Annotated in this window: 17 protein-coding genes and 1 pseudogene; 6 read left to right on the forward strand and 12 right to left on the reverse strand. The window is 70.8% G+C overall.

Annotated elements, in window-relative coordinates; all coding sequences use genetic code 11:
* Positions 1–17: 17 nt before the first annotated feature.
* From O7608_RS09545 to O7608_RS09560, 4 genes are all read right to left on the reverse strand, one after another.
* A complete protein-coding gene (locus tag O7608_RS09545) occupies positions 18–1244 on the reverse strand; it encodes a cytochrome P450 family protein (RefSeq protein WP_289209588.1) in 1227 nt (408 codons plus the stop codon).
* 80 nt (positions 1245–1324) lie between these two features.
* Positions 1325–2572: a cytochrome P450 gene (locus O7608_RS09550; protein WP_289209589.1), complete on the reverse strand. Its 1248-nt coding sequence runs from the start codon at positions 2570–2572 to the stop codon at positions 1325–1327.
* A gap of 36 nt (positions 2573–2608) precedes the next feature.
* The gene (locus O7608_RS09555) at positions 2609–3736 is read right to left on the reverse strand and encodes a glycoside hydrolase family 113 protein (RefSeq protein ID WP_289209590.1); all 1128 of its coding nucleotides are present in this window, start codon (positions 3734–3736) and stop codon (positions 2609–2611) included.
* Between the two features lie 39 nt (positions 3737–3775).
* Entirely contained in the window at positions 3776–4993 is a 1218-nt protein-coding gene (locus tag O7608_RS09560) for a cytochrome P450 (protein WP_289209591.1), read from the reverse strand.
* A 263-nt stretch (positions 4994–5256) separates the two neighbouring features.
* Between O7608_RS09560 and O7608_RS09565 the strand changes: the two genes are divergently transcribed.
* Positions 5257–5430, forward strand: coding sequence for a hypothetical protein (locus O7608_RS09565; RefSeq protein ID WP_289209592.1), 174 nt, complete (start codon positions 5257–5259; stop codon positions 5428–5430).
* Positions 5431–5498: 68 nt separating this feature from the next.
* On the opposite strand, the pseudogene O7608_RS09570 reads toward O7608_RS09565, so the two are convergent.
* From O7608_RS09570 to O7608_RS09580, 3 genes and pseudogenes are all read right to left on the reverse strand, one after another.
* Positions 5499–5648, reverse strand: a pseudogene (locus O7608_RS09570) (glyoxalase); the annotation flags it as partial.
* A 60-nt stretch (positions 5649–5708) separates the two neighbouring features.
* Positions 5709–6185 carry an SRPBCC family protein gene (locus O7608_RS09575; RefSeq protein WP_289209593.1) on the reverse strand — a complete coding sequence of 159 codons (477 nt, stop codon included), beginning with the start codon at positions 6183–6185 and terminating at the stop codon, positions 5709–5711.
* Positions 6186–6204: 19 nt separating this feature from the next.
* Complete coding sequence (locus tag O7608_RS09580; RefSeq protein ID WP_289209594.1) at positions 6205–6573, reverse strand: ArsR/SmtB family transcription factor; 369 nt, start codon at positions 6571–6573, stop codon at positions 6205–6207.
* 135 nt (positions 6574–6708) lie between these two features.
* On the opposite strand from O7608_RS09580, the gene O7608_RS09585 reads away from it, so the two are divergent.
* A complete protein-coding gene (locus tag O7608_RS09585) occupies positions 6709–7419 on the forward strand; it encodes a DNA alkylation repair protein (protein ID WP_289209595.1) in 711 nt (236 codons plus the stop codon).
* 89 nt (positions 7420–7508) lie between these two features.
* Entirely contained in the window at positions 7509–8177 is a 669-nt protein-coding gene (locus O7608_RS09590) for an NAD(P)/FAD-dependent oxidoreductase (protein WP_289209596.1), read from the forward strand.
* 27 nt (positions 8178–8204) lie between these two features.
* Here O7608_RS09590 and O7608_RS09595 read toward each other — a convergent pair whose 3' ends face one another.
* Complete coding sequence (locus O7608_RS09595) at positions 8205–9197, reverse strand: NAD-dependent epimerase/dehydratase family protein (RefSeq protein WP_289209597.1); 993 nt, start codon at positions 9195–9197, stop codon at positions 8205–8207.
* Positions 9194–10525, reverse strand: coding sequence for a nucleotide sugar dehydrogenase (locus O7608_RS09600; protein WP_289209598.1), 1332 nt, complete (start codon positions 10523–10525; stop codon positions 9194–9196). The genes O7608_RS09595 and O7608_RS09600 overlap by 4 nt, the downstream gene beginning before the upstream one ends.
* 163 nt (positions 10526–10688) lie before the next feature.
* On the opposite strand from O7608_RS09600, the gene O7608_RS09605 reads away from it, so the two are divergent.
* Genes O7608_RS09605 through O7608_RS09615 form a run of 3 tightly spaced genes read left to right on the forward strand, consistent with a single transcriptional unit; the run spans position 10689 to position 14141 of the window.
* Positions 10689–11909: a class I SAM-dependent methyltransferase gene (locus tag O7608_RS09605; RefSeq protein ID WP_289209599.1), complete on the forward strand. Its 1221-nt coding sequence runs from the start codon at positions 10689–10691 to the stop codon at positions 11907–11909.
* A gap of 1 nt (position 11910) precedes the next feature.
* The gene (locus tag O7608_RS09610) at positions 11911–12660 is read left to right on the forward strand and encodes a hypothetical protein (RefSeq protein ID WP_289209600.1); all 750 of its coding nucleotides are present in this window, start codon (positions 11911–11913) and stop codon (positions 12658–12660) included.
* Positions 12657–14141 carry an FAD-dependent oxidoreductase gene (locus tag O7608_RS09615; protein WP_289209601.1) on the forward strand — a complete coding sequence of 495 codons (1485 nt, stop codon included), beginning with the start codon at positions 12657–12659 and terminating at the stop codon, positions 14139–14141. Before O7608_RS09610 ends, O7608_RS09615 begins: the two co-directional genes overlap by 4 nt.
* Here the strand turns inward: O7608_RS09615 and O7608_RS32140 are convergent.
* From O7608_RS32140 to O7608_RS09630, 3 genes are all read right to left on the reverse strand, one after another.
* On the reverse strand, positions 14063–14872 hold the full coding sequence (locus tag O7608_RS32140) for an aminotransferase class V-fold PLP-dependent enzyme (protein WP_289209602.1): 810 nt from the start codon (positions 14870–14872) through the stop codon (positions 14063–14065). The genes O7608_RS09615 and O7608_RS32140 overlap by 79 nt on opposite strands.
* A gap of 136 nt (positions 14873–15008) precedes the next feature.
* Positions 15009–16295, reverse strand: coding sequence for a glycosyltransferase family 2 protein (locus tag O7608_RS09625; protein ID WP_289209603.1), 1287 nt, complete (start codon positions 16293–16295; stop codon positions 15009–15011).
* Positions 16296–16422: 127 nt separating this feature from the next.
* Positions 16423–17301 carry an SMP-30/gluconolactonase/LRE family protein gene (locus tag O7608_RS09630; protein WP_289210843.1) on the reverse strand — a complete coding sequence of 293 codons (879 nt, stop codon included), beginning with the start codon at positions 17299–17301 and terminating at the stop codon, positions 16423–16425.
* Positions 17302–17306: the final 5 nt, after the last annotated feature.

Raw genomic sequence — 17306 nt, forward strand, 5'->3', positions numbered from 1 at the left:
CGGGTCGTCGGGTCGGGTCAGGACTGCCGGGCCGGCGTGAACGTCACCGGGAGGCGCTCCAGCCGGTGCAGGACGAAGCTGGGTTTCCAGGTGAGTTCCGACTCGGGCACCGCCAGAGTCAGCCCGGCCAGCCGGCGCAGTACGGTGCCGAAGGCGATCTCCCCTTCGAGCCGGGCCAGCGGCGCGCCCAGGCAGTAGTGGATGCCGTGGCTGAAGCTGAGCATCTGACCGGCGTCGGGGCGGGTCAGGTCCAACCGGGAGGGTTCGTCGAACACCCGGGGGTCGTGGTTGGCCGCCGCGGCGGCGATCACGACGTGCTCGCCGGGGCGGATCTCGAAGCCGCCGATCTCCACCCGTTCCCGCGCGAAGTGGTACGTCACGCACGACACCGGGCTGTCGTAGCGGAGCAGCTCGTCGACGGCTGCGGGCAGCAGCGCGGCGTCGGCCGCCAGCGCGGCGGCGGCGTCGGGGTGGCGCAGCAGCGCCAACAAGCCGTTGGCGATCAGGTTCACGGTGGTCTCGAAGCCGGCGCTGAGCAGCAGCAGCGCGTTCGACCGCAGCTCCAGGTCGGTGAGCCGGTCACCCTGCTCCTGGGCGGCGATCATCGCCGAGATCAGGTCGTCGCGCGGATCCGCGCGGCGGCGGCGCACCAGGTCGCCGAGGTAGCCGTCGAACCAGCGGCCGGCCTCGACGATCGCGTCGAAGCTCGACGAGGCGTTGATCCCGGTGAGCACCTCCGCGTGGCGTTCGAAGTCCGTCCGGTCCTCGAAGGGGACCCCCAGCATCTCGCTGATGACCGCGATGGGCAGCGGCAACGCGAACGCGGTGACCAGGTCCGCCGTACCGGCCGCCGCGACCGCGTCGAGCAGTTCGTCGGTGATGGCCTGGATTCGGGGCCGCATCGCCTCCACCCGCCGACGGGTGAACGCCGTCGACACCAGTTTGCGCATCCGGCCGTGGTCCGGCGGGTCGGCGAACAGCATGTGCCGCGACAGCGCGTAGTCGTCACTGGCCAGCGGATGATACTTGTGCAGCTCCGGTGCGGCTGCGTCGATGCTGCGGACCAGCCTGCCGTCGGCGAGCGCCTCGCGTGCCTCGGGATTGCCGGTGATCAGGACCGCAGGCATCCCGTCGGGCAGGGTGATGCGGTGCAGCGGCTGTCGGCTGCCGAGCTTGGCCAGCAGCTCCTCGGGTCTGGCGAAGATGTCCGTGGTCAGGTCGGTGATGCGCGCGGCGGCGGGCATGCGAGTCTCCGCTCAGGTCGGTTCGGAACGGACAGCGCCGCAGCCCTCACCCGCCGGGGGCGGGGTGGGGGCTGCGGCAGTCACCAGGTGACCGGCAGACAGGCGAGTCGTGGCACGTCACCGGCCAGATAGGTGGGTAGCTGGTCGGAGTGGGCCAACGCCCGCAGGGTCGGGAAACGCCGTACCAGGGTGCCGAAGGCGATCTCCAGCTCGAGCAGCGCCAGATTCTGGCCCAGGCAGTGGTGGATGCCGTGGCTGAACGCCAGGTGGTTCGTCGGCGGCCGGGTCACGTCGAGCCGGTCCGGGTGCGCGGTGACGGTGGGGTCCAGGTTGGCGGCGGCGAAGCTGACGATGATGCCGTCACCGGCGCGGATCAGCTGGCCGCCGATCTCGATGTCCTCGGTCGCCACCCGGGCGAGCTGTTCGACCAGGGACAGGTGGCGCAGGATCTCGCTGACCGCGCCGGGCAGCAGATCGGGCCGGGCCACGAGGGCGGCGTACTGCCCCGGTGTCTCGAGCAACGCCAGCGTGCCCAGGGCCAGCGCGCTGGACGTGGTGACCGTACCGGCGACCAGGATCGCGAGCGCGAACGAGATCAGCTCGGCGCGGCTGACCGTACCGGCGCGCAACTGGTGGGCGATCAGCGGGTCGAGGGCGCCGGTGCCCGGCGCGGTCTCCTTGGCCCGGATGAGCTGGTCGAGGTAGGCGGTCAGATCGGCCATCGCGGCGTCGGCGCGGTCCGGGTCGAACAGCCCGGTGACGGCCGGTTCGATCCGGGCCCGATCCTCGTACGGCACATCAAGGTGGGTCAGGACCACCATCGTCGGCACCGGTGAGGTGAACGCCGAGACCAGGTCGGCGGGCGACCCGTTCGCCGCCATCGCGTCGAGATGCTCGTCGACGATCCGTTGGATCGCCGGGCGCAGCGCGGACACCTGACGCACCGTGAAACGGGGGATCAGCAGCTGACGCTGCCGGGTGTGCTCCGGCGGGTCGATGCCGAACAGGGCGGCCGCGAAGCCGCCCTCCTCCTCCCGGGCCATCTCGCGGGTGGCGCGCATCCGCAGGTGCCGCTCGTCCATCACCGGGTAGTTCGGGAAATCGGAGCGGTTGGAGACCCTCGGGTCGGCCAGCAGGGCGCGGGCCTGCGCCGCCCCGGTCACCAGCCAGGCCGTGCGCCCGTCGTACAGTCGCACCGTCGACACCGGACCCTCGTCGCGCAGCCCGGCGGTCCGGGGCGACGGGCGGTACGGGCATTCGCGGGGCAACGGGTACGGCGGCGGTTGCCGGGTGGCCGTACCGACCGCCTCCGCCGGGGGAATCGCCATCACAGCCTCACAATCGTGGCAGGGGACCGGGGCGCGTCAGCCCCGCAGGGCAGCCTGGAAGCCGATGTGCGCGTAGTAGTCGGCGATGGTGTGGAACGACTCCTTCGGCTCCCAGCGGTAGCTCGACGCGGGGTCGGCGGCGTCGTCGCGGATCGTCTTCACGATGGCCATGCTGGCCATGTCCAGGTCGTACGTCGGATCGGTCGAGTGCGGGTGGGTCGGGTGGATCAGCTCCGACACGGCGACCCCGGTCACCCCGGCCCGTTCGAAGGTCTGCAGCATCGCCAGGTGGTACGCCGCCTGCTCGCTCTCGTCGCGGACGTACCCGTCGAGGATGACCGGCACCGGGCCGGAGCGGTCGACGATGTCCCAGAAGAAGAACGCCTTGCGGGGGGCACCGAGATAGGTAGCGGTGCCGTACTCGGCGATGTGCACGGGTTTGCCCCAGCCGCGGTACCGGTCGACCAGGGCGATGTGGTCGGCCGGGTCGGGCAGCCAGGTGGGCAGGTACTGGTACATCAGCCCGATGGAGTCGAACGGTCGCCAGTCGACGTCCTCGAACGGCGCGGCGGAGTAGCCCAGCTCCCCGCCGAAGATGCCCCGGGCCACCGTCGCGGCCCGACCGAGGAACTCGTTGAGCTTCGGCGTGGCCACCGCCATGTCCACCGTGCCGGTGGGGGTGAGCAGATGGTGCGCGGCGTCGGCGTACACGTTCGCCATCCGCTCGTGGTACTGGTCGCCGGGGGTGATCCCGGGGGTGAAGACCAGGTGGACGGCGCCGACGGTGAGGCTCACCGACGCCTGCTGGCGGCGCATCGACTCGGCCAACCGGGCCGCTTCGGCGAGATGCTCCAGGATCTCCGCCGGCGGCCGGTCGACCAGCCGCGGCTGCAACCGCACGTGCATGCCGCGGTCCACCGCCGCCTGCGCGGTGTGCCGCAGGCGGTCGAGGTCACTGCCGTAGATCGTCACCGAGTTGCAGTTGAGCTGGTCGCTGATGAGGCTGATCTCGGAGAGCATCTGCGGGGTGCTCCAGTACGCGCGGGACAACGGTCCCTGCCCAGTGGCGAAGTTCGTACCGGTGTCGTAGGCGACGCCACGGTAGGCGAGGACCGAACCCGGGGCGGCCGCGTCGGCGGAGTTGCCGTTCGGGGTGGCGGACATGGCGTTTCCTTCCTGCCGGAGGTGGACGACTGGGCTGGGCTACCAGACGACCGGGAACTCGAACAGTCGCTGCAGGGTGCCGTCGTTGTTGTTGCTGGGGATCTCGTCAACGGGCACGGCGGCGCGCAGCTGCGGCAACCTGGTGACCAGCGAGCGGAACGCGATCTCCAGCTCCAACCGGGCCAGGTTGTCGCCGGGGCAGCGGTGGATGCCGTGGCTGAACGAGAAGCTCGGCCGGGGCGGCCGGCGGATGTCGAAGACCTCGGGATCGGCGGCCAGGTCCGGGTCGAAGTTGACCCCCGCGCTGCTGATCAGGATGCCCTCGCCGGCCTTGATCACGCCGTCGGCCGTCTCGATGTCGGCCACCGCGACCCGGGCGAACGCCTCGATCAGCGAGGTGTAGCGCAGGATCTCCTCCACCGCCGCCGGCACCAGGTCCGGGTTGTCCCGCAGTGCCTGCCACTGCTCGGGGTTGTCCAGCAGCGCGAGCGTGCCGAGGGAGATCACGTTGGTGGTGGTGTCGGTGCCGGCCACCAGCATCGCCATCGCGATGTGCACCAGTTCGTCGCGGGACAGCGCTCCGGTGTGCAGGTAGTCGCGGATCAGGTCGTCGAGCAGTCCGGCCGACTCGGCGGCGGCACCGCTCTCCTTGCGCTGGATCAGGCCCTCGAGGTAGACACCGAGCTCTGCCGTCGCCTGCTCGGCCAGCTCCGGTACGAACAGCTTGTGCGCCGGCGTCTCGAACTGCTCGTGCTCGTCGTACGGCACACCGAGCAGGAAGCTCATCACCATCGAGGGCACCGGTTGGGCGAACTCGCTGACCAGGTCGCCGGGAGGTCCGTGACTGATCATCTCGTCGAGTTTCTGGTCCACGATGCGCTGGATGTCCGGGCGCAGCAGTGCCGTACGACGCAGCGTGAAGCTCGGCATGATCATCTGGCGTTGCCGGGTGTGTTCGGGCGGGTCGACGCCGAACAGCACGTCCGCGTAGCCACTGTCGACTACCTTCTCGAACTCCTCGTTGAGCAGCGGGTAGTTGCCGTGGTACGGCTTGATCGACACCCGTCGGTAGTCGGACAGGACGGCCCGGGCGTGTGCCGAGTCGGTCACCAGCCAGGCGGTCCGGCCGTTGTAGAGACGTACCCGGGTCATCGGCCCGTCGGCGCGCAACGAGACATGCCGGTCCGAGGGCCGGTACGGGCATTCTCGCGGGATCGGGAAGGCCGGCAGGTCCTCGACAGCTGGATCGGTCGTCATAGGTTCTCCTCGGCGGAGGGCGTTCGGCCACCACGACGGTGACAGCGCGGGACTCGAGCGGGTGCTGAGCCTCATACTCCGACCGGCGGTGCTGCCCGGACACCTTCACGATTGCCCGGTGCGGAGCTGGCCAGGAGCGCACGCACGCGGACGCGCCGCCGTGATGATCACGCTTACGGTCGATGTCCGGCCCTCGCCAGCCCCCCTCGCCGAGGTGTGGGCACACGTCATCAAGGAATGGAGCGTCACGAGGGTGTTCAGCCGTGGGCTCGGGACGACCGCCGCACTGGTGGCGGTGTCGTCGTCGCCTCGGGCACGCCGTCACTGGTGTCGGCGGGCCCGGCCGCCGGTGTCGGGACGACCTGTTCATCTGGGCGCTCGACGAGCAGGCCGACGAGATGGTGAAGCTGCTCTACGGGCGTTCGCGCCGTCGCTGACCCACCTCGGCGCGCCCACACGTACGCTCAGCTGTGGTGCGGTCAGCCCCGCGAGAAGATCTGCCGCACGCCCAGTAGTTGCCGTCCGGGTCCTCGAAGAACATGAAGCCGACGTTGTCCAGGGCGTCGCCGTCGGTGGCGGGGCGGAACCCCTGCGGGCCGGCGACCTGGACCCCGCTGACGTTGACGCCGCGCTCGACGAGGAACTCCCGGGCCTTTCACCGGTCAGCGTGCGTGGGGCCGCCACCTGTGATCCATCACAGGGGTGCCCGGTCTGGTCAGGTCGACGCCAGTAGCTCGGCGAGGCGGTCGAAGCTGTCGCTGGCACCACGCTCCATCGGCGTGGTCAGGACCATGTCCCGGACCTCCTGCGAGGGGTACCGCAGCGTGTTGGTCAGCGTGGTCCTGCCGGCGTGTTCGGTGAGGACCGCCGTCACCAGTGACTCGCCCGGTGCCCACTGGTCGTCGTACGCCTCGGTGTAGCTCAACCGTTCCGGGCGGGTGATCTCCTGGTAGACCCCGCCCTGGCCCATCTTCATGTCACCGGGGCCGATGGAGACGAACCGCCACCGGCCGCCGACACGCAGGTCCACCTCGCACTCGACCACTGTCCAGCCCTGGGCGCCGAACCAGCGGCGCAGCAGTTCCGGCCTGGTCAGTGCGTCGAAGACCAGGTGCCGGGGGGCGTTGAAGGTCCGGGTCATGACGATGTCGGTCGGTGCCGGGGCCGTCACCCGTAGGGATCCTGTCGTCACGTCGTGCGCCTCCCGGTCGCTATTGGTCGGTGCCGTCGTCGTCGGCCTGCAGCGTGTCGAGGAGCCGTTCGAGCCGGTCGTAGCTCTCCGCCCAGTAACTGCGGTACGGCTCCAGCCAGTCGACCACCATTCGCAGCTGCTGCCCCTCCAGGTGGCAGGGGCGGCGCTGCGCCTCGCGTCGGCGGGAGATCAGCCCGGCGCGCTCCAGAACCTTGAGGTGTTTGGAGATCGCGGGTTGACTCATCGCGAACGGACTCGCGAGCTCCGAGACGGTCGCGTCGCCGATCGCCAGTCGGGCGAGAATGGCCCGACGCGTCGGGTCCGCCAGCGCCGCGAACGTCGCGTCGAGACGGTCGGTCTGGTCGGTAGCATAACCAGGGGCTTTCATAACTAGTAGGTTCCTACCGGCTGACCAGGTGAGTGTCAAGCTGGACAGTCACCCGCGGGCATCGTGGCGTACCGGCCAGTGTGCCGACGCCACTGTCGCAGGGCGACACCCGACTCCATCAACGAAAGGGCCACCATGACGGACGTCACCGCCGAGCGGTTCGTGGCCAGACTCGAGACGCACCGCTCCGACGATGAGTTGCGGAAGATCCAGCGCTACTTCAAGTACGCCGACGGCGACACGTTCATGGGCGTACGCATGGGCCAGGTGTTCGCCCTGGCCAAGGAGTTCATCGAGATGGCACCGGACGAGATCGAGAAGCTGCTCGACAGCCCGCTCCACGAGGTCCGCGCCGGCGCGGTGAGCATCATGTCCAAGCAGGCCGCGCGGAAGAAGACCACCGACGATCGCCGCGCCGAGCTGTACGAGCTCTACCTGCGCCGGCACGACCGGATCGACAACTGGGACCTGGTCGACCTCGGCGCGGTGAACGTGGTCGGCGCGTACCTCGTGGACAGGCCGCGAGACGTGCTGTACGACCTGGTCAAGTCGGCCGACCCGTGGCAGCGCCGGACGTCGATCGTCGCCACAATGGCGTTCCTACGCTCCGGTGACACCGACGACACGTACCGGATCGCCGACATCCTGGTCCACGACGACCACGACCTGGTCCACAAGGCCACCGGCTGGCTGCTGCGCATCGCCGGCGACCAGGACCAGCCGCGACTGCTGGCGTTCCTCGACCGGCACGCCGCCACCATGCCCCGGACGCTGCTGCGCTACGCGATCGAGCATCTCGACAAGGATCAGCGCGCGCACTACCTGGGCCTGAAGAAGGCCAGGTAGCGGCCGGGCGGTCCCGACGGCGGGCCGGGCAGTTTCGCGGGTGAGTCACTCGGTGGCGCCGCCTTCCCCGGTTCCACATCGGCGAGTCGATGCTGCCACCGACCATGCTGATCCTCGACAAGCTCGGCGCGCTCGATCGGGTGATGGAGCAGAGCTACCCGGCCAAGCACGGTGCGGAGTTCAGCGGCGGCCGGCGTGGTCGCTACGGCCGGATCCCCTTCGTGGGGCAGGGGCCGGGGCGCCAGCCGGTCACCTTCCAGACCGAACGGTCGCACTTCGACAAGCTGCTGCACGACTTCGCCGGCGAGAACGGGGTGACCATCCGTCACGAGGCGACCGTGCGCGATCTCGTTCGCGACGGCGACCGGGTCGTCGGGGTCCGCTACGAACACGCCGGCGGCTCCCACGAGGCGCGGGCCGTGTACGTGGTGGACGTCGGCGGGCGGGCCAGCAAGGTCGCGCAGACGTTCGGCATTCGCAAACCGGTCGACCGGCGGCGGACGTTGGCGGCCTTCCGGCGCTACGGCGGGCTCGACGAGAGCCGCAACCCGGGCCACGAGGGCGACGAGATCGAGTACGTGCTCGAGTTCGCCGACAAGACCGGCACCTACGCCGACCCGACCGACCTCGGCCTGCCACCGGACATGCCGGCGACGATGCGCAACCACGTGGACCTCACCGACCTCGGTGCAGTGCTTCGAGAAGATGGCGGCAATCTTCGAGCAGTGACGCCGCCGCGCCCGGCGTCGGTGTCGTGACCTCACCCCGACGGCGGGGCTGTGGCCTCATTCGGCGCCGGTGTCGCCACCCGCCAGCCACCACGGGTTCGCCCGCGCCCACGCGACGGTCCGGGCGATCCCGGTCTCCAGCGCGGTGCCGCAGTCCCAGTTCAGCATCGTCCGGGCCCTGGTGTTGTCCGGGATCCGGCGGGGCAGGTCCTCGTACGCCGTACCCAGCCGGCTGCCCGTGTCGACTGTGACGGCCGGCGTGCCGCCTCCGGTCAGTCGGCCGACCAGCTCGACCACGTCGGCGACCGTCGACTCGCGCATGCTGCCGATGTTGAACACCTGGCCGACCGCTTCGGGCACCGTGCCGGCCGAGAGGGTCGCCTCGACCGCGTCCGCGACGTAGGTCAGGCACCGGGTCTGCCGCCCCTGGTCGTACACCACCGGGGGAAGTCCGTTGAGCGCCCGGTGCACGCTGCGACTGACCACGTACGCGGGGCGCTGCCGTGGCCCGTACACGTTGAAGTAGCGCACGACCGTCGCGGCGAGCCCGTGCTGACGGGCGAAGGCGAAGGTGAGGTGTTCGGCGAGGGCCTTGCTGGTGGCGTACGTCCAGCGGTCGGTGGTGGTGGGGCCGAGCAACCGGTCGCCGTCCTCCTTCCACGGCACCGCCGGATTCTTGCCGAACACCTCACTGGTGCTGGCAAGCACGACCCGGGCACCGACCTGGCAGGCGCGTTCGACGACGGCGCGGGTTCCACCAAAGTTGATGTCGATGACGTCGAGCGGGCGGGACAGGTACTGGTCGACGCCGACCACCGCGGCCATGTGGTAGACCACGTCGACGCCGGGCACGATTGCGCCGCTCAGCGCGGTGTCGTCGCGGATGTCGCCGACGACGTGGCGGGCCGACGTACCCGGCCTGGTCTCGAGGTCGCCCGGCGCGACGCCGTCGAAGACCGTCACCTCGTCGCCACGGACGACCAGTTCGTCGACCAGGTGACTGCCGATGAACCCGCCGCCGCCGGTGACGACCACCCGTGCCGCGCTCACCGGCCGATTCCCCGGTAGCGGTAGCCCTGTACCCGCAGCATGTCGATCGTCTCCTTCGGATAGTAGGCACGCCCGTCCAGGAGCAGGCAGGGGCGGGCGACCGGTAGCGTGGCGAAGTCGATGTCGGCGAACTCGCGGTGGAAGGCCAGTACGGCCACGCAGTCGGCGTCCCTGACGGCCTCGTCCAGGGCCGGCGTAGGGCGGATGCCGAACACCCGTTCCGCCTGCGCCCCGTCGACCAGCGGGTCGTAGAGCCGCACCTGGGCGCCGGCCTTGGCCAGGGCGGTGACGACGCCCCGTACCGGCGTCGCCCGCAGGTCCCCGGTGTCGTTCTTGAACGCCAGCCCGAGTACGGCGACGGTGGCGGTCTCCGGGGCGCGGCCGGCGGCCGTCAGCTCGTCGATGACGATCCCGGCGGTGTACTCCGGCATGCCGTCGTTGACGTGGCGCCCGGCCGGCGCGGTACGGATGTCCAGGCCGTGCTGGCGGGCCGACATCCAGACCATCCACGGGTCCTTGGTGAGGCACGAGCCGCCCACGCCGACGCTGGGCATCAGGATGTTGACCGACCCGTTGCCCTTGGGGATCGAGTTGGCCGCCGAGATCACGTCCAGCACGTCGACCTGGTAGAGCGCGCAGAACTTGGCGAGTTCGTTGGCGAGCGCGATGTTCAGGTCGATCCACCAGTTGTCCGCCAGCTTGACGATCTCGGCGGCCTCGAGGCAGTCCTGCGGCAGCACCGCCACGTCCAGCGCCTGACGCCAGAAGTCGGCGGCGGCCCGGGTGCTGGCCTCGTCGAGCCCGCCGACGACGATCGGCAGGGTCGCCAGGTCCGCCAGCGCGGTGCCCTCGGCCAGCCGTTCCGGGGTGAACGCCAGCGAGAAGTCGACCCCGGCGGTACGGCCGCCGGACTCCAGCAACGGCCGCACCAGCGACCGGGTGGTGCCGGCCGGGACGGTGCTCTTGAGCAGCACCAGTTGGCCGGCGCGCATCTGCGGAGCCAGCGCCAGGCAGGCGGCGCGGAGTTGGTCGTCGACCAGGCTGCCGTCGTCGCGGACCGGCGTGCCGACGGCGATGACGACCACGTCGGCGGCGGCGGCCACGGAGATGTCCGTGGTGACCTCGAGCCGGCCGGCGGCCAGGGCCTCGGCGAGGGTCTCGCGCAGCCCGGGTTCATGGGACCGGCTCTCGCCCCGGGCGAGGTCGGACACCAGCCCGGGGTCGACGTCGATACCGCTGACCTGGGCGCCACGGGTGGCGAGCGTGGCGGCGATACACGATCCGACATAACCCAGGCCGATCACGGCCACGGTGCAGTTCAACGGCATTGTCCACTCCGAAGTCCGGTCCCGACGGTGGCGATGATCGATCAACCGCACCATCGTTTCGTGTTGCATTTTCGTACGGCATCTCTCTGCGTGCCGGCCCCGGCCGGCACTTCGGCATCCGGGAAGAAGCGCCGGCGGTCTCCGCGCCCATAGCCTGGGCTGCATGTACACCAGATGCCGCGTCTGCGCGGGCAAGGTCCGCGAGTTCCTCGACCTGGGCAACCAGCCGACCGCGAACGGGTTTCTGCTGCCGGAGGAGGTGGACCGGGAGCGCACCTTCCGGCTCGCCGTCGGCGTCTGTGACGAATGCGCGATGGTGCAGTCCATCGAGGACGTCGCGCCGGGAGTCCGGTACCACTCCGGGTACGCCTATCACGCTTCCGGATCCGCCGGGCACCGTCAGTATTTCGCGCGACAGGCGCAGCGGATGCTGGCGACGGAATTGGCCGGCCGGTCGCCGTTCATCGTCGAAATCGGGTGCAACGACGGTGTGCTGTTGGAACACGTCGCCGCCGCCGGGGTCCGGCACCTGGGCGTGGAGCCGTCGACCGCCGTCGCGGAACTCGCCCGGCGCAAAGGTGTCCAGGTCGTCACCGAGTTCTTCGACGAGCGGACCGCCGCCGCGATCCGTGCCGGGCACGGGCCCGCCGACGTGATCTTCGGCGCCAACACGGTCTGCCACATCGCCCGGATCGACTCGCTCATGCGCGGCGTGGCGGAGCTGCTGACGCCCGGCGGCGTGTTCATCTTCGAGGAGCCGTACCTGGGCACGGTGATCGAGGGACGGGCCTTCGACCAGATCTACGACGAACACGACTTTTACTTCAGTGTGACGTCGGTGCACGCGATGGCGCAGCGCTTCGGATTCGACCTGGTAGACGCCGAGCACACGCCGCTGCACGGCGGCGAGATCCGCTACACCCTGGCCCGCGCCGGCACCCGCACCCCGCGCCCGGCCGTCGCGCACCTGCTGCGCGACGAGCAGGTCCGTCGACTGTCGGCCCCGGAGACCCTGGACCGCTTCGGTACGCACGTGCGGCGGGTCCGCGACGACCTCGTGACACTGCTGCGTGACATCCGGGACCGGGGCGAGCGGGTGGTCGGCTACGGGGCTCCCGGCAAGTGTTCGACGGTGACCAACTACTGCGGCATCGGCACCGAACTCGTGCCGTTCGTCTGCGACTCCACCCCCGCCAAGCAGGGGCGGCTGGTCCCCGGCTCACACATTCCGGTGCGTGCGCCGGAGGCGTTCGCCGACCCGTACCCGGACTACGCGCTGCTGTTCGCGTGGAACCACGCCGACGAGATCATGGCGAAGGAGCAGCGGTTCCAGCAGTCGGGCGGCCGGTGGATCCGGTACGTACCCGAGGTGCGTGTCGACTGACATGGCGGGGACCTTCGCGAGGACCGGGCGACTGGCGGTCGTCGGCGGCGGCCCGGCCGGACTGTTCCTGGCCCGGATGGTACGGCTGGCCCAGCCCGGGGTCGCCGTCGACGTCTACGAACGCAACCCGCCCGGTCCGCCGGCACCGGTCAGTGCCGCCGCGCTGGCGTTGCTCGGGGAGATCTTCGCCGAGCAACTCGACGGCCGACCGCTGGTCGGCACGGCCGGTCCGGCCGTGCCCGACGGAAGCGGTACGGGCAACGCCGCCACCGTCCCGCTGCGGCGGGGTGCGCTGCGGCCGCCGCACCGGATTCTGTCCGACGACCCGGCCGACGGCCTGCCGGTGAACCCCGACCTCGTCCCGGTGGGACCGCCACACGGTTCTGAGTGGACCGGCTGCGGCGACGACTTCGTGGCCCAGGCACGTGCGGCGGCGCGTGGCGCGGCGGGCGTGCTGGTCCGTCCGGACCTGCGGGTCGCCGACTGGCGTCCCGCCGACCCTGCGGCAACGACCGACGGCACCTGGGCGGCGCGGGTCCACCTCGCGCTGATCTCCGGGCGGATCGACTTTGCGGTACGGACCCCCATGACCCAGGCCGACCTGGACCGGGCCGTCGACGCCGTCGGCGTCGATACGGTCGCTGCCGGCGCTGCCGGCGCTGCCCGTGCCGGTGCCGACCCTGTCGACCTTACCGAGGCCACGGCGCACGCCGAGGCCGTCAGCAGTACGCGTGAAGGGAGTGCCAGTTGAGCATCCGGACGGACCGGAGCGTCGACGTGGTCGTGGTCGGCGGTGGCCCCGCCGGGTCGACGGTCGCCACCATCGTCGCTATGCAGGGCCATCGCGTGCTCCTGCTCGAAAAGGAGAAGTTCCCCCGCTACCAGATCGGTGAATCGCTGCTGCCGTCCACCGTGCACGGTATCTGCCGACTGATCGGTGCCGAGGACGCCATCGAACAGGCCGGCTTCACCGTCAAACGGGGTGGAACGTTCCGGTGGGGGGCCAGTGCCGAGCCGTGGACGTTTTCATTCGGCATCTCGCCGAAGTTCCCGGCCGGTGCCGCCACCGCCTATCAGGTCGAGCGGATGAAGTTCGACCAGATCCTGCTGGACAACGCCCGGCGCCGCGGCGTGGAGGTCCGCGAGGAATGCGGCGTGCACGACGTCGTCGAGGCCGACGGGCGGGTGGTCGGGGTGCGTTACACCGACGACGCCGGAGCCGAGCACGAGGTACGGGCGGTGCACGTGGTGGATGCCTCCGGGCACACCAGTCGGCTGCGCAACCGCGTCGGCACCCGGCACTACTCCGAGTTCTTCCGCAACCTTGCCCTGTTCGGCTACTTCACCGGCGGCAAACGGCTGCCACCGCCGAACGAGGGGAACATCCTCGCGGCGGCCTTCGACGCGGGATGGTTCTGGTACATCCCCCTCGGTCCCGACCTGACCAGCGTCGGTGCCGTGCTGCGACCCGACGCGCTGGACCGGGTCCGGGGTGACCGGGAGCAGGCGCTGCTCGACCTGATCGCGCAGTGCCCGCTGGTCGCCGACTATCTGTCCGACGCCGAACGGGTCCGCTCCGGGCCGTACGGTGAGGTACGGGTCCGCAAGGACTACTCGTACCTGCAGGACCGGTTCTGGCGGCCGGGCCTGGTGTCGGTGGGCGACGCGGCCTGCTTCATCGACCCGGTGTTCTCCTCCGGTGTGCATCTGGCCACGTACAGCGCGATGATGGCGGCGCGGTCGGTCAACACCGCCCTGCGGGACCCGGCCGTGGAGCCCGAGGCGTTCGCGGAGTTCGAGGCGAGATACCGCGCCGAGTACGCCCGGTTCCACGACTTCCTGGTCGCGTTCTACGACATGAACCAGGACGAGAAGTCCTATTTCTGGTCGGCGAAGCGGGTCACCGGCAGCGCCGCGCCGGAGCTGGAGTCGTTCGTGGAACTCGTCGGCGGCGCCACCTGGCGGGAGGAACTGCTGGTGACGGCGGGCGGCGGTGCCGGTACGGAGGTGTCGGCGGTGCGGCAGCTCGCCGACATCGTCGACCAGCCGGTGCAGCGGCCGGGCGAGGACCGTGACCTGCTGCAGGCATCCCTGGCCCGGTCCGTGCTCAAGGAGGGCACCCGCCTGCAGGTACAGGCCACCCTCGGCGGCAATCAGGACGAACTGGTGCCGATGCGCGACGGTGGCCTGGTCCCGTCGCCGGACGGGATGCACTGGGTCCGGCCCGGGTGATTCCCCCATGACCCCGGTACGTCGACGGGCGGGTGGGCGGAACCGAGTCGGTTCCGCCCACCCGCCCGTCCGTCCAGTCGGGCCGGCGAGCCCGGAACCGGACGGGAAGCCCCGGTACCGGTACCGGGGGACCAGGTCGTCGTCGACGCACACGTTGAGGTACCGCAGCAGCCTGCCGTCGGCGTCCAGCACCCGGCTGCGGAAGGCCGGCTGATCGGCGACGAACCGTTCGAGTGGTGCTCCATCTGGGTGACGGCGACCTCGTCGCCCGGCCCGAGGTGCAGTGGTCCGTCGGCGCCGGCCGCCGCGTCGGTGCCCTGCCCCTGCGGCGGCGGGCCGGCGAAGGCGTACGCCACCAGGTTGATCGCCTCCGTGGCGTTGCGGGTGAAGACGATCTTCCCGGTCTGCGCGCCGCCGATGAAGGCGGCGACCCGGGACCGGGCGTCCTCGTACGCCCGGGTCGCCTCGGTGCCCAGGGTGTTGACCGAGCTGCCCACGTTGGCGCTGTGCACCTGCGCGGGTCGCCGCATCCGGTCGACGACCTGACGGGGGGTCTGGGAGCTGCTCGCCGAGTCGAGGTAGACCAACGGGTGCCCGTTGACCTGCCGGTGCAGCAGCGGGAAATCGGCCCGGACGCGGTCGACGTCGTAACCCGCCGGGTGGTGACCGGTCGGGGTCGCCGGCCGGCGACCGGACGTGGTGTGTGCAGTCGGCTGTGCTGTCCGCTCCACGGGTCCTCGCAGATCGCCTCGGCGACCTACTGCCGACGGGTGGGGTCACCGGCCCGACCCTCGCGCCGGGCGAGGCGCGGTGCACCTTCCCGATTGCCGGCGTACCGGCCCTGCCCCGGAGACCCGTGCCCGGGTGTCAGGTCCGGCGGCGGACCCGGACCACCCAGGCGTGGTCCCCGTCGTGGACGACGTCGGCCTCGGCGTATCCGCTCAGCATGTCGCAGAGGTAGTCGGGGCAGTCGATCAGACCGACGTCCGCGCCGCCGGGCACCTCCCGGGACGCGCCCAGGTACATGGTCCGCGCCACCCGGAGACCGTCGACGACCATCTTGGACAGGTGCTCCGGCGACGCGATCCGCCACACGTCGAAGTTCAGCAGGTCAGCGAAGCGGTGATCGGGGAACGGCAGCCGGATCCCGATCAGGGCGGGCGCCGCGCCGGACTCCGGTCGATGCTCCAACACGTCCGAACCGTCGGCCGGCGGCATCCGGTCGGCCAGCCCGATGCCGATGCCCAGCCGTCCGGGCGGGAGCGGCTGGCGCAACGCGTCGAGCGTCTCGCCGAGACCGACCTGGTTGGCGACGCCGTACAGGGTCTGCAGCCGGGTGAGGTAGACCGGAAGGGCCGCGTTGACACCCATCGGACCCTCCTCGTACAACTCCACCTCGAGCGTACGGTGCTTGCCCACCAGGTACGGGAGCATCTGGTTGGCTTCGGCCCAGTTCGTTGCGTTGTGGCGGAAGTGCGGAAGGTGGTGGCACCGAGCAGTGGGGTCGAAGTGGAAGTAGCCGGGCCGTCGCGCGGACGCCACGAACAGGCGGTACGCGAACTCGATGTCCTCGTGACCCCATTTGACGAAGCGCTCGTCGAACCCGCCGATCTGGTGGAAGTGATCCGCCGGGACCGACATGTTGTGGCTGTAGGCGAAGGTCCAGGGCGCCGGCCCGTCGCTGAACGTGGCCGGATCGAGGCCCCACCGGTACCGCAGGTCCGTGTGGTACGCGGCGACCGTCGGCGGCCCGGCGGTCGCGGTGCTGCCGGCCACCGCCCGCCAGTCGTGTTCGACCCGGACACCCAGTAGCACGTCATTCGGCCGGGTCCGGTGGAATCGGGCGTGGCCGGCCACCAGATCCGGGTCGGCCATGGAGTCGGCGTCGAGCAGGAGGATCCGTTCGCCGGTCGCCTCCTCTGCACCGCGGTTGCGCGCGGCCGCCCGGCCCCGGTTGACCGGCTGGCGGACGAGTCGCACGTCGAGCCGGTCACGGTAGGCGGCGACCAGCTGGTCGACGTCGTCCCGGGAGTCGTCGTCGACCACCACGACGTCGAAGCCGTCGGCGTCCGGTCGCTGACCGGCCAGTGACCGCAGGGTCAGCTCCAGGCATCGACGCTGCCGGAAGTACGGGACGACGATGCTGAGTTCCACGGTGGATACCTCCGGCGCGGCGGGTGGCAAGCTTCTCTACCCGCTGTGGACGCAAGGGCGACCCGGGGTGGCGGCCGCCGGGGCACAGCATAGACGTGGGTCACGATGGCCGCGGCGAGGTCGCCGTTCAGGCCGCCGGTACGGCGACCGGTACGGCGAGCATCCGTGCCTCGCGGGCGGCCGCGCGGGCGTCGGCGTGGAAGTCCGGTGCGGCACAGGCGAACAGCGTGGTGCCGGTGTCACCGCCGAGCGCGCAGGCGTACACCGACGCACTCGGGCGGATCTCGTCGGTGACCGTCCCGCCGGCGACGACCCGGACGAGCCGTTCTCCGGTCGCGTCGGCGATCCACAGCCCCCCGTCGGCGTCGAGGCAGCAGCCGTCCCCGGCGATCCGCAACTGGCCCAGCGCCCGTTCCACGTCGGGGTCGTCGGGCAACGGCCCGAACCGCGCCCAGATCCGACGGTCGACCAGGTCGCCGTCGTCGGTCACGGTGAACGCGGTGACCCGGTTGCCGAAGGTCTCCACCACCAGCAGGGTGCCGTCGGCGGTGAGGACGCTGCCGTTGGGGAACCACAGGTCGTCGGCGACCTGGATGACCCGACCGTCGGGGTCGACCCGGTGCAGGGCGGTCGGCCGCAGCGGTGCCCCGGCCATCAGGTCGAAGCCGAAGTTGCCGACGAAGGCCCGCCCGTTGGGGTCGACGACCATGTCGTTGGCGTACCCGCTGGCGTGGCCAGCGAGGTCGGCGTGGACGGCGATCGTGCCGTCCGGCTCCCGGCGCAGGACGCGGCGGTCCCGCATGGAGACGATCAGCAGCCGGCCGTCGGGCAGCCAGCCCAGTCCCGAGGGCTGCCCGGGGACGTACGCCTCCTGCCGCAGGTCGGATCCGTCCGCGCGCATGGAATGGACCCGGTGGCCGTAGAAATCGGAGAACCAGAGCCGTCCGTCGCGCCAACGCGGCGCTTCCAGGAAGTGGAAGCCCTCGGCCACCGTGGTAGCGATCATGGTCA

Source organism: Solwaraspora sp. WMMA2056 (assembly GCF_030345095.1).
Taxonomy (GTDB): Bacteria; Actinomycetota; Actinomycetes; order Mycobacteriales; family Micromonosporaceae; genus Micromonospora_E.